General features: G+C 69.1%; 10 protein-coding genes and 1 pseudogene. 4 read left to right on the plus strand and 7 right to left on the minus strand.

Annotation, left to right across the window (positions count from 1 at the left end):
* Positions 1-29 precede the first annotated feature (29 nt).
* Positions 30-962 (plus strand): LysR family transcriptional regulator, encoded by a 933-nt coding sequence (locus ACGFRG_RS23930; protein WP_393266958.1) that lies wholly within the window; start codon positions 30-32, stop codon positions 960-962.
* A 76-nt stretch (positions 963-1,038) separates the two neighbouring features.
* Here ACGFRG_RS23930 and ACGFRG_RS23935 read toward each other — a convergent pair.
* From ACGFRG_RS23935 to ACGFRG_RS23960, 6 genes and pseudogenes are all read right to left on the minus strand, one after another.
* Positions 1,039-1,186 (minus strand): annotated as a pseudogene (locus ACGFRG_RS23935) (IS5/IS1182 family transposase); the annotation flags it as partial.
* Positions 1,187-1,633: 447 nt separating this feature from the next.
* A complete protein-coding gene (locus ACGFRG_RS23940) occupies positions 1,634-1,807 on the minus strand; it encodes a CsbD family protein (RefSeq protein WP_361423978.1) in 174 nt (57 codons plus the stop codon).
* Positions 1,808-2,614: 807 nt separating this feature from the next.
* On the minus strand, positions 2,615-3,037 hold the full coding sequence (locus tag ACGFRG_RS23945; protein ID WP_361423975.1) for a hypothetical protein: 423 nt from the start codon (positions 3,035-3,037) through the stop codon (positions 2,615-2,617).
* Between the two features lie 600 nt (positions 3,038-3,637).
* Positions 3,638-4,573 carry an FG-GAP repeat domain-containing protein gene (locus ACGFRG_RS23950; protein WP_393266961.1) on the minus strand — a complete coding sequence of 312 codons (936 nt, stop codon included), beginning with the start codon at positions 4,571-4,573 and terminating at the stop codon, positions 3,638-3,640.
* A gap of 328 nt (positions 4,574-4,901) precedes the next feature.
* Positions 4,902-5,321, minus strand: coding sequence for a hypothetical protein (locus ACGFRG_RS23955; RefSeq protein ID WP_361432479.1), 420 nt, complete (start codon positions 5,319-5,321; stop codon positions 4,902-4,904).
* Between the two features lie 122 nt (positions 5,322-5,443).
* Positions 5,444-6,520, minus strand: coding sequence for a hypothetical protein (locus tag ACGFRG_RS23960; RefSeq protein WP_393266964.1), 1,077 nt, complete (start codon positions 6,518-6,520; stop codon positions 5,444-5,446).
* Positions 6,521-6,758: 238 nt separating this feature from the next.
* On the opposite strand from ACGFRG_RS23960, the gene ACGFRG_RS23965 reads away from it, so the two are divergent.
* The 3 genes from ACGFRG_RS23965 (at position 6,759) to ACGFRG_RS23975 (ending at position 10,682) form a co-directional block, all read left to right on the plus strand.
* Entirely contained in the window at positions 6,759-7,211 is a 453-nt protein-coding gene (locus ACGFRG_RS23965) for a hypothetical protein (protein ID WP_393266967.1), read from the plus strand.
* 817 nt (positions 7,212-8,028) lie between these two features.
* A complete protein-coding gene (locus tag ACGFRG_RS23970) occupies positions 8,029-9,828 on the plus strand; it encodes an endonuclease/exonuclease/phosphatase family protein (RefSeq protein ID WP_393266970.1) in 1,800 nt (599 codons plus the stop codon).
* Positions 9,829-10,052: 224 nt separating this feature from the next.
* The gene (locus ACGFRG_RS23975) at positions 10,053-10,682 is read left to right on the plus strand and encodes a hypothetical protein (RefSeq protein ID WP_393266973.1); all 630 of its coding nucleotides are present in this window, start codon (positions 10,053-10,055) and stop codon (positions 10,680-10,682) included.
* Between the two features lie 500 nt (positions 10,683-11,182).
* Here the strand turns inward: ACGFRG_RS23975 and ACGFRG_RS23980 are convergent, their stop codons facing one another.
* On the minus strand, positions 11,183-12,046 hold the full coding sequence (locus tag ACGFRG_RS23980; RefSeq protein WP_393266976.1) for a helix-turn-helix domain-containing protein: 864 nt from the start codon (positions 12,044-12,046) through the stop codon (positions 11,183-11,185).
* Positions 12,047-12,087 lie beyond the last annotated feature (41 nt).

Consider the following 12,087-nt stretch of genomic DNA (forward strand, 5'->3'; position numbering starts at 1 on the left):
CCAGTAGCCGATGGGGTGGAGGGCGGATCATGGAAGCGCGACACCTGCGGTACGCGGTTGCTCTCGCCGAGCACGGACACTTCGGCCGGGCGGCCGGCGAGCTGGGCATCGCGCAGCCGCCGCTGTCCAAGCAGATCGCCGACCTGGAGCGCGAGGTCGGGGCCCGGCTGTTCGACCGCACACGTCAGGGGGTGTTCCCCACCGCCGCCGGCGAGGCGTTCCTCGCGCGGGCGCGCCGGGCCCTCGACGAGATCGCGGCGGCCACGGTCGACGCGGGCCGGGCCGCCCGCGGCGAGACGGGACGGTTGCGCCTCGGCTTCATCGCCTCGGCACTGCTCGACCCGCTGCCGGGCGTCCTGAGCCGGTTCCGACGTGAACGGCCCGACGTGAGAATGGAACTGCACGAGATGGCAACCAGTCGCAGCAGCCCGGCTCTCGTCGCCGGGGAGCTCGACGTGGCCCTCACCCTCGGCCCACCACGGGGTGCCGGAGCCGAGCATCTCGTGTCCGTCCCGATCGGACACGACCACGTGATCGCTGTGGTGAGTACGGTGCACCCGTACGCGGGCCAACAGTCGGTAAATGCCGATCAGTTGCGGCGACAGCCGCTGATCGTGTCGGCCGGCGAGGACGAGCCCGCTGTAGTCGCCGGACTGCGCGCGTTGCTGGGCACGGACTCATCGGCTCTCGGCAGCGCGACCGTCGCGAGGGATGTGCACACGATCATCGGCCTCGCCGCATCAGGCGTGGGTGTCGGCTTGGGGCCGTCCCGCATGAGGGCGGTCCCGCGTTCGGAAGTGCGGTTCTGTGAAGTGACCCCGCGCACGCCCCTGCCCGATCTCGTTCTGTCCTTCGCGGCCCGCGATCACTCCCCTGTGCTGCGCGCCTTCCTCGACACCATCCGGAAGAGCTGCCCCGACGTCGGTGCCGCGCTCAACGACCGGCTCCGACCCCACACTTGATTCGGCCCGGTCATCCCCTCTCACGCACCCAGTACCTGTCACTGCTAGCCGCAGTCACCGAAGAGGCTGAGCGCAGACCTGACGGGGCATCCAGGCCTCGGGGCTTGTGCCGGGGGGCGTCCGCGAAGTGCCCGGATCGGTGCGACCGCGTCCAGCAGTGCCAGGAGTTGGGTGCCGCCGTCGCGGTTGCCGCCGGTGAGTGTGACGGCGAGAGGGGTTCCGGGGCGGTCGACGGCCCGTCTGGTGCGTCGAGCCGGTCTGCGGCATCCATCGTGCCGCAGGAACGGGCCGTAGCGGACCTCGGTCGAGAACAGCGGCGGCAGCGCGGATGACCCTCGGTACTCGGCGCGCAGCGGCTCTCTCGCTTCGGCGACAGAAAGGTGCGTGCGTACTACACGAAACCGCCTCGGGGCGCCGCGGTCGCACGGTGCAGGTCCCTCGTCGCCGGACCCGAGGCCAGCGACCTCCGGGCCCTTGGTCCGGGATCACCGCACAGCGCTACCGGGCGCCCCGAGGAGCGGATTCTGGGGAGTTCCGTCCCGGCGAAACGGCGTTTCCGGAAATCCGGCAACGGTGTCCGCCGGAACGTGAGGGAAAACGAATGCGTCGGCGCATCACTGCCGATTCCCGATTTCCGGACCCCGGTACGGAATGTTTCCCCACGGGCGCGGTCAGTGTTTGAACACGTCCTTGGCCTTCTCCTTGGCCTGGCGGGCATCGCCCTTGGCCTGGTCGACGCGCCCCTCGGCGGTGAGGCGCTCATTGCCGACCGCGCGGCCAGCAGCCTCCTTGGCCTTTCCCTTTGCCTGCTCGCTCTTGGCCTTGGCCTTCTCATTGCCTGACATGCCATTGCCTCCTCAAGTAATCGTCGTGAATTTTCCCGACAACTTACATCTAACCTCTTCCCCGGATCTCAAACGGGCGGGCCGGTGCCGAAGCCGTACCAGGGGGCGCGGATTCCCCCGGCTTGCTCGAAGGGGGTACCGCCCTGAGGCGGTCGACGACAAGCCTGGGGCGGTCGAGGGCGCCTGCTGACACCGACCGACGCCCTCCGCCACAGCCCCACGGCGGTCGGGCGCAGGGAATGTGGAGCTGTCACGGTTCGGGGTAGGTGACTCGGTGGCCACCCGCGACGCCCACGGCCAGGCTGCTGCACGGGCAGAGAAACCCCGGCTCTCGACCGACGCTCGTCGGTCGAGAGCCGGGTGTCGGCGCAGAGGTGAATGTTGCGCCCGTACCCAGATACCCGGTCGTACATCGGACCCAGGCCCGCCGGAACTTACCGTCGGCGGCCCGTGGTCGCCCGCGATGTCCGCACTCGGTCGGCCGGAGTGGGGTGCCTCCGGCCGACCCGGCGTCGACCGGTTCGGGCTCACCGTGACCACCTCCGGTCACCACCGCACCTGGTTCGGCTCTCCCGACCATCACGTGCCCCACCCGGTCGCCTCCCGCCCGCCTCCCCGGCTGGCCCCCCCAAACCTGGCCTGGCCGAGCCCCCGTCGCGGACAGGCCGCTCGCAGAGCCACCGCCCCGAGCCGATACCGGGGCGGTGGCTTGCCACGTCCTGTGGGGCGGGGCGCCGCATGTTGGAGGCGGCCGTCCCAGCGGTCCGAGCTTGGCTCCTCAACACCTCCCGCTCAGCGGAAGAGGCGTCAATACGGTTGCGTGCAGAAGTAGTAAGACGCCTTGATCGGATCGTCGCTGTTGATGGGAGTGAAGCACGCCTTCTCCACCGCGCCGGGACCATCCCAGTGCCAGCCGGTGAGGATGGTGTTGGTGTAGACCGCGTACGCGTTGCTGGCTTTGTACCAGGTATTCGTGCCGTCCTTCTTGCGGTAGAGGGCCGCCTTGCACCAGCTTCCGTTGGGGTAGAAGACCCCGCGGGCGACCCAGTAGCCCTGGGTGTCGTCCCACGCTCCGTCCATCCAGGCCGAGCAGGACTCGGTGGTGGGGTCGGCGACCTCGGGCACCACCTTGTAGGTGATCTGACTGTACGAGTCGGCAGAGGCCGGGCCGATGGCAGTGGCGAGCGAACCGACCGCGACGGCGACAACGGCGCACGTCCTGAAACGCATACGCATGAAACTCCCTCTCCGGGCCGCGGGCGTCCCTCTTCAGCGCCGACCTGACTCGGCCATGCGCGAGCAGGGGCGGAACCGCTGCTTCCCTGAACTGATCTGCACACAGCGGAGGGCGATGCGATGGCACACGAGGACTCCGCGTCCGCATGCCTCCTGCGCCCGAACCGCGGTGCGATTCCCAGCCTGTCCGCGCGAGTCGGCGTCGCTCCACCAGATTCGGCGCAAGCCGAATCTCTGACAGTCCGCGAGTGATCACCGGAGGGGTGATGCGCTGGCCTGAGAGGCAATCCGCTTTCCGAACGCGATCGTCGGTCGTTGCCGGTCAGGCATGAACTCCGGTCGGTGACGGGAGAGTTCGGGCGGTCGTGCCATGGTGGTACTTACAGCGAGCCCAGATGGGGTGATCATCTTGAGTCACGCCGGACTGGGACCGGGCGATCGTGGACGGCAGGGAAGTGAGCCGGGCGTACGCCTTCGTGGAGCAGACGTTCAGCGGCACTAAGCAGGAGAGGGTGGCCGCCGGACCGGCAACGGCACGGGCCGCACTCGTGTGAGTGCGGCCCTACGGCCGGGGGCCGTTGGCCACGGCTGTGCCTAGAACAGGGTGCGGTAGGTGTTCCAGCCGCCGGTGCCGATCTTGACGCGCAGCTTGTACGGGGCGGAGGCGTTGCCGGTGCCCTTGTAGAGCCACAGCGTGCCGTCGTTGCCGCGTGCGAGCAGGTCGGTCTTGCCGTCGAGGTCCACGTCGCCCATGGAGACGAGGGTGTTGTAGGTGTTCCAGCCGCCGCCGATCTTGGTGCGGGGCGCGAACGGGGCCTTGTAGTTGCCGGTGCCCTTGTAGAGCCACAGCGTGCCGTCGCCGTCGCGGGCGACGATGTCGGGCTTGCCGTCGCCGGTCAGGTCGCCGTTGCCGGCGATCTGCGTGTACTGGCCCCAGCCGCCGCCGACCTTGTAACGCGAGGTCAGCTTGCCGTTGCCGTACCCGAGGTACAGCCACAGTGTGCCGGAGGAGTCGCGGGCGAGCAGGTCGCCCGCCTTGCCGCCGCCGAGGTTGCCGGGGGAGAGGACCTTGTCGTAGATGTTCCAGCCGCCGCCGACCAGGAAGTCGTTGTTGTCGCCGCCGTAGTGGAGGCCGCCCTTGGTGTCCCACAGCCAGAGGCCGTCCGGGAGGTTGTCGCCGTCATTGTCCACCACGGCGCCGGTCTTCAGGCCGGGGACCTGCTTCCCGTCCCAAAGCCCGCCGCGGTCGGTGAGGCCGCCCTTGCCGTTCTGCGTGTACAGCCAGCCCCGGTCGGAGCGGTCCACACCGAACAGCGGGAAGACGGGGGCCTGCGGCCCGGCGGCCGCGCCCGACTGTGCGGCCGTCAGGGGCGACTTGGCCTTTCCGGTCCCGAAGTGCCAACCGGGAACCGGGCTGTTGCCGTCGGCGGCGAACGCCGGAACGGCGGTGCCGACGAGCGCGGCGGTCACCGCCGCGGCAGCGAGACGGGCGGCTCTGCGCGCACGCGTACGGCCAGTGGTCTTGGCCACGTATCTCTCCATGAGTTTCGGTGAACATGCCGTGGCGCGCCGGCGCACGCCGAAGGCGATGACTGGCCGGGCTACGCCACGTGATCATTGCGATCTTTACACAGAATCTTTAACTGTCAATCGGTTTAAGATCACACAGGGAGAGAGCGGGCGGTTCCGTACTCCTGGGTGCATGGCCTTTTATGAAAGGCCATTGCAAAACAGGTGGTTCATGTATTCAGCCCTCTCGGCCGACTGCCCTCCACCTTGCGAGCAGCGATGTCGTCGCGTCCCCATTGCCCTCGTGACGGCCACGTGAGGCGGACCCGTCGACTCTCCACATGGCCGGTCACTTACCGGCCAGAGCCAGGTTTGCCCCACCCCGCAGATCGTCGAAGCCCTGCGCGATCGCGGCCGCCGGGGCCAGGCACGCGTGACGGGTCCGCGGCGCCGTCGGTCCCGCCGCGCAGCCCAGTTGCTCGTACGTGTGAACCGCTGCCTGGAGTTTGCGCGCGACGGAGTCCAGTGTCGCGAACCCCGCGCGCCCGTCGATCTGTTGCACTGCCAGATCGGCAGAACCGGAGACGGCACCGGCCGCCGCTTTGCACTTCGGGGTGAACATTCGTGGCGATGACGTGGAGCAGGGGGATTTCGTGCCCGACCCGAACTGCTGCTCGCCTGCGGAAATGCTCGCCTCAAGTGTGGACTTGACCTTTTCCGCGGCCTGAGCCTTCGCCGAGACCGGATCGTCCACCGGTGAGGTCGCCACGCCTGATGGTCGAACCGAACGCTCCTCACTGCCGGAACCACTGCATCCCGTGACCAGGACCATAGTCAGCCCGACAACGGCCCCCGCCAACCGTGCACAACGTTTCATCCTCAAATCCCCCCTCAGAAGAGCGTGTTGTAGGTGTTCCAGCCGCCGCCGATTTTGGTGCGGGGTGCGTAGGGGGCGGCGGCGCTGCCGCTGCCGTCGTAGAACCAGAACTTGCCTTTGGTGTCGCGGGCGAACAGGCGGTACCGGTCGCGGACGGGGTAGGGGCTGGTGACGGCGAAGGTGCTCTGCGCGGTGGGGTTGCCGTGGCCGTAGTCGACGACCTCGAAGTCGGCGCCCGCGTTGATCGTCCAGGCGGCGACCTTGGGGCCACAGACGAGCGTGTACGTGACGGTGTGCTCGCCTGCGGGCAGGTCGCAGGTGACGGTGCCGTGGCCGCCTGCGATGGAGTCGAGGACGTGGTGGCAGGCGCTGTCCGGGCCGCCGTCCACCGACTTCACCGTGCTGTCCAGCTCCTCCTCGTCGAAGTACCGCTCGTCGTCGGTGCGGTCGAAGTTCACCGTCAGGTGGCCGGGGTCTTCCGCGTGGACGTGCACGCTTTGCTGAAGCGTAGAGTTCACTGGCACATCCGGCGTGGTCAGTGCGACGCGGCTCTTGGCGGCCTGCTCGGGTGTCTTGACCTTGATGGTTGCCGCGGTCGGGTTCTGCGGGTCGGAGGTGGTGCCGGCCATCTGCGCGGCCTTGATGGCCGTCGTGATGCTGGCGCCGCGCGGCGCATACGCGATTCCCACGTAGACGGTGGTGTCGTTGGCGGCCGACGCGCCGGCCGCCACCTCGGGCTCGTCAAGGACGTTGTCGGTGGTGACCGGGCAGAGGAAGATGCCCGGCGCACCGGCGTAGAGCGTGCAGCCGTCGTGGCCCGCGGTTACCCTCAGCCCGCCGGGTGTGCCGCCGCTGTGCCAGGAGGCGTCGGTGAGCGGGGTTTTACTGAACGCGTAGACGACGGTGCCGTCCGGTATGCCGGAGGCTCCGCCGGAGGGGCCCCAGCTGGAGCCGGGGCCCAGGGTCAGGTCGCGCACGGTGGGATGGAAACCTACCTCCGCGGCGGCGGGCTGGGCCACGGTGAGGGTGGCGGCGCTCAGTGCGGTGGCCGCCGCGGCGACCAGTACGGCACGAGCTCTGGACTGACGCATCACATGCCCCCCAGGGCAAGGAAGTCGGCGGCCCCTGTGACCGCCACGGCGCCCGGTGATCCCCCCTGGCGCGCGACCGAGACTACCCGTCGCCTGTGACAGGTGCGTCTGGCGTGCCGGGTGGATCGCGACGGTGGTATCGGCCGAGCCGGACGGAACGCCGGGCCGGCGATACGCTCATGGGGGCCTGAGTATCCGTACTCAGGCCCCTGGCCCTCGATCAGGGAAAGCTGTGGGCGTGAGCACCCCGTACGCAGAAGCCCGACCTGTCCTGCCGCGCGTGGCCGGATCGGCCGTCACCGGCGCGGTCTTGGCCGCAGGCGCGTCGCAGTTCGTCTTCTGGGCCAGGCACGACAGTGCCCGGGCATGCGGGAAGACAGACGGCCTCTGCTCCACATGGTTGGGCTTGGCAGCCCTCCCGCTCACCGTGACGACAAGCGTGATCATCCTGATGCTCGTCTACAAGCAGCTGGGCATCCGGCCACGGCACGCAGTCATCCCGCAGACGATCGTGCTGGGGCCACTGCCTCTCGTCGCCGCACAGACGGCCGCCGGCTGGTGGGCCGCCGCCATCACGGGCGGAGCGTGGTCATGCTTCCTCGCGCTGATCGCATGGGACCGCTACCGGATCCTGGGGCTCTCAGCCGCAGCCATCCTTCTCCTCGCTTCCCTCGTCGTGCTGTACAGCTGACGCGTGGAAAGTATGTCGAGGGTGGCGGCAGTCGTGGAACTACTGGCAACGGTGTAGGCCCCCGCCACTCATGACCTCTGGTGCCGTCCGCCTGACGACCATCCGCCAGCCGCCGTACCGCGGCCGCCCCCGACGCCCGCCGCGCTGAAGCCCTGAGGCCTGCGGTACGGAATGCGCGCGGTTTGGGGGGCGCTCCGGGCGTTGCCACGGTGGGGCAGGACACGTGCCGGCTGCCGGACCAGCTTGGTGCTTCCGAACGTCTTCGCTGCACCGCGCTCCCTTCCCCCGGTCGTTTCACGGGCCACTGTTCTGGACAACGCTGCATCGACTTATAGGAGTTCGGTCGGGGCGGCGTATCGCCAGGCAGCGGTGTCTTCCCGAGACGATCAGGGGCTGCGGCGCCGGGCCGCCCAAGCGAGTGGCTGTACGAACTTTGCGCTTGCATTCACACTGGTCGGCCGTGTGAAAGTCGGCTTGGGAGGCGGGTCGGGGGACGGGGCCGGATATCGATGCAGGTCTGAACCGCCCAAGCGCGATCTCCCGTCTCCTGTTACTGAAGGGTCGGCAACCACTCACGGGACGGTCTGTGCACCATCCGCCCGGCAGCGGATCCGGGGCGACTGCGCTCCCAGTCTGCTGCCGGTACGGCAGCACGGGGCCACCGCGGGGAGTCGTCGGCCTGGGCAGTACCCCGCGCCGCCCGGCGCGGGGACCGACGGGAGAGGTCTGATCGTTGAGCAGAGACAACCGTCCGCAGGCCATGACGACCCTGCGGAGCACAAGAATACGATTACCGTCGCCGCGGTGGATCACCGCTGTGCTCGCCGTTCTGAGCGCGGTGGCAGCCCTGCTGACCGTTCCGTTGATGGCCGCGTCGGCACACGCCGTGAACCGCGACGGCACGTCGCCGTTCGCCTCGTACAACATGCGCGGCTCCGACAACGGCGCCCGGTGGACGAACGAGATCGTGCAGCTGGTCGAACGCGTCCCGCTGGTCGCACTGCAAGAGGTCGGCTCCGGTCCACCCGCACCGGTCGACAACATCGTCCGCGACATGCGGCTCGGCAGGACCCGCCCCCACAACCAGCCCAGCTCCTACCAGTTCAGCCGTTGGATGGCCGGGGGTGTCGAGCGCTATGTGTACTTCATGCAGACCGACCCCCGCAGAATCAACGGGACCAACCAGGACACCTGGGACGGCGGCCGGGTGAACCTGGCGACCATCACCGACACCCCGGCCACCGAGGTCCGCGTGCTGGACAACCCCGCCTACGACCCCGACCCGAACGCCCCGGACAACCAGTACCGGGCACGACCGCTGCTCGGTCTGAGGTTCGGCAACACCTGGTACTGGAACATCCACGCGCGCGGAGGCGACGTCCAGGGCCTGCTGAGAGAAGTACGCACCTTCGCGTCGAGGTACGACCAGCGGGGCCGGAACTGGGTCATGGTCGGCGACTTCAACGTGAACATCCTCAACCGCACCACCGCCCAGGCGCATGACCAGTCGCTGCACCTGAACGCCGACGAGAGCCTGCTGCGCACCGGTCGGCCCACGTACATCAACAGCGACGAGCCGAGCGAGCTGGACTACACGATCGCCCACGGTCTGCCCGGCGGCTTCACCGCGAACGTTCCACGCGCTGGCGGGTCCGACCACGTGGAGGTGCACTACAGCCGGACGCCGCCGCCGGCTCAGGCGCCCGTCCCGGCGTATCCCTACGCCACCGAAATGGCGACGGTCACCGGCACTGTGATGCAGGCGAACCAGGACGGCTCGTTCGGGATCACCGCCGCCCGTCACGACAACAACCAGACCGCCCGGATGTCCACCACCGCAGCGGGCACGCACACCATCCGGTACGCCGCGGGCTGTGTCTCCATCGCGCCGAAGGTGCGGCGGGACGTGTCCGGCTCCCCGGTCGTCGCCGGTTCGTGCGACGACCCGCGGGCGCAGTGGACGCTCACCGACCCGCGGCCCGATCCGGGGTGGAACCAGGACAACGGGGGACCGCAGCTGTGGCGGAACGTGGCCTTCCCCCAGCTCTGTCTGACGCCGTCCAACAAGCAGGTGACCGCGGCGCCATGCGGCGGCGACATCGCCCAGCGCTGGTGGGACAACGCGGCCGCACTGCCCAAGGACTGGCCGACGACCACCGGTAACATCCGCCTGGAGTCCGCCTTCATGGGCGGCCGCATCATGACCGGGGGCTATCCCGGGACCGGTATCCGCACCGCGCCCACACCGTCGAGGTGGTGGTGGATCTACTGGCTGCGCCAGGAGCGCCTGGACTTCGGTTGGAACGTCCAGCGCATCAGCCCTGGCGACAACCTGGTCCGCCTGGAGAGCGTGTTCGGCAACAAGTACTGCCTGGGTGTCCGCGACGAGCACGCCACCGAGCAGACCGACGCCATGGTGCGGTCGTGCGGCGATGCGCGCGGCGTTGACGCGGCCGGACAGCGCTGGCTGGCCGAAACCTACGCGGACGGCACAGTGCGTTACCGCAACGAGGCCACCCATCTCTGTCTGCTGGCCCCTGACGCGGACCGCGGCACCGTCCGCCTCGCCTCCTGCAACGACATCTTGGCCGAGCGCTGGAAGGTGGTGAAGCCCTGAGCCCTTGAAGCCCACCGGGCCGCCCGGGCTACAGCTGGCCCGGGCGGCCCGGTTCCCCTGCGGTTGGCGATTCTGCCTGGCAGCGGACTTGCAACACAGTGAACCGGAACCCCCCGGCCCCGACAACGATTCAGTCTCCGCTGAAAGGATGGCCGCCATCGCGGGGGCGGGCGAGTCTGTCATGGGCCACAAGCAAGCAGGCATCGACCGGACAGGAGTGCACTGTGAAGAAGGTCCAACAAGTCGGGCTCGCGCTGGCCGCCACAGCAACCGGCCTCGCGATGGCCATGGCTCCGGCGGCTGTCGCCGACAGTGCTGATGCCGGTGTGCGGAGCAGCGCGGCAGCCGTCGGCGCCGGTACGCCCGAGCCGTTCGCCGGCCAGGTCCGCGCCGCGCATCTCACTCCCGCGCAGGACAGGGCGCTGCGCGCCGAGGTTGCCAAGTACCTCCAGCGCAGCGGCGGCAAGCAGATCTCCCTCAACGAGATCAAGGTCGACGACAGGCGCACCATCCGCGTCGCCGTTCCCGGCGAGGCGCACCCGCGCACCTTCACCGACCACGGCAGCACGGGCCCCGCCTACAGCAGCATCTGCAACCCGTGGGCCGTCACCCGGAACGGCTACTTCTGCGCCTTCAGCGGCGAGGACTTCACCGGCAGCGAAGACCCGATGTACTACTGCCGCTCCTACCCCATGAACTACACCGGCACTGGATCGTGGGTGAACCGCCAGTACGGAACCCACGTTGCGAAGTTCTACGGCAAGCGCGGCGACTACATCGACGAGAGCTTGCCGCCGATCTCGCTCGCCACCTCGCAGAACTGGTACTACGTGTGGACGGTCGTCCCCTGCTGAACGGGCCGCCGAAGAACAACGCTTTGCAGCTGGGCACGTATAGGAGTCCTGGGGGCTTCCGGTATCGGGGCGGCTCCGCGTCCCGCCGGGGGCCACACCCACACGAGGAGTCAGAGAAGAACGAGATGCGCACCGGACGAGGTGTGCCTGACTGTCGGAATCGGACACTGGCGGGGGAGGAATCCGGTGAGGTACGAGTGCTGCCCTGCGATGCCGGTCTGGGCGATCAGTACCGTCCCCGCGGTCACCATCGTCTTCCGCCCCGGCTGCCACCGGGCGGCAGCCAGGCAACAGGCCGCGCCTGCGGTGCCCAGCAGCGCCGGGAACGCTGGAGCGTCAACGCCGTACCGCGGCCGGTGAAGGCGCGGCAGGGGCGAATCATTCCGGTCTTTGGTCATGCTCGCAGTGTCACAAGCCCGCTTGCCAAGCGTCTTGTAGAAATGTTCCTGCCCCCCCGTGATCCGCCCTCGGCCGCACGCCTGACGAGCGCGGACCATCGGTCAGGACTTCGACAGGTAACGGGACAGGTATGCGGGGGAGGCCCACGCGACGTCGTCGACCGCAAGCCACGGCGCGATCCGCACGGCCGTGGGCGTCACACCGGCGAAGGTCACGACATCCCGGTGGAGATGGGACTGGTCTACGTAGCCGGTCTCCGCTGCCACCTGTGCGGCGCTGTGGCCCGCGGCCAGACGGTGGGCCGCGTGGTCGAAACGGACGAGCTGAGCGGCACGCTTGGGGGGGAGCCCGATCTGGGCCCGGAACCGGGACCACAGGCGTTTGCGGCTCCAGCCGATCTCGGCCGCCAGCCGCTCGACCCGAACCCCTCCCAGGTTCGTCACCATCTGCCCCCACACGAAAGCGACTTCGGGTTCGACGGCTCGGCCTGCCTCGTATCGGCGTACGAGAGCGGCCTCCGCTATCGCGAACCGCTCCTCCCACGACCTCGCGGCGCGCAACTGCTCCTGAGTACGCGCGGCGTCGCGGCCCCAGAGGTCGTCGAGAGAGACTACTGAGGCGCCCAACTCCGCACCGGCGCCCAGCACCGCGTGCGCGACCGGCGGCGAAAGGCGCACCTGCAGGCACTCGACGTCCCGCCCGCGCCCTCGTACTCCGACGGACGCAAGTCCCACGACGACGCTGCCGTTCTGCCGCCGACCGCTGACGTCGTCGACGGCGAGCGGCGCGTCGCCGAGGTCGACGGCCACCGTGACAGCCGGGTACGGGACCACACCGAGGTCGACGGGGTCGGTAGTACGGGCGCGGAATCCGGCCATGCTGACACCCGGCAGCCGGCCCCGCCGCGACGGGGTGGCGATGTCCCACAGCGACGCGGCGTCGTGGGCCTGTCCGGCGGACCGCATGCCAGCAAGCTACGCGACAATCGTCCAAGACGCGATGCCGA

The organism is Streptomyces sp. NPDC048696 (genome assembly GCF_043198895.1).
Lineage (GTDB): Bacteria > Actinomycetota > Actinomycetes > Streptomycetales > Streptomycetaceae > Streptomyces.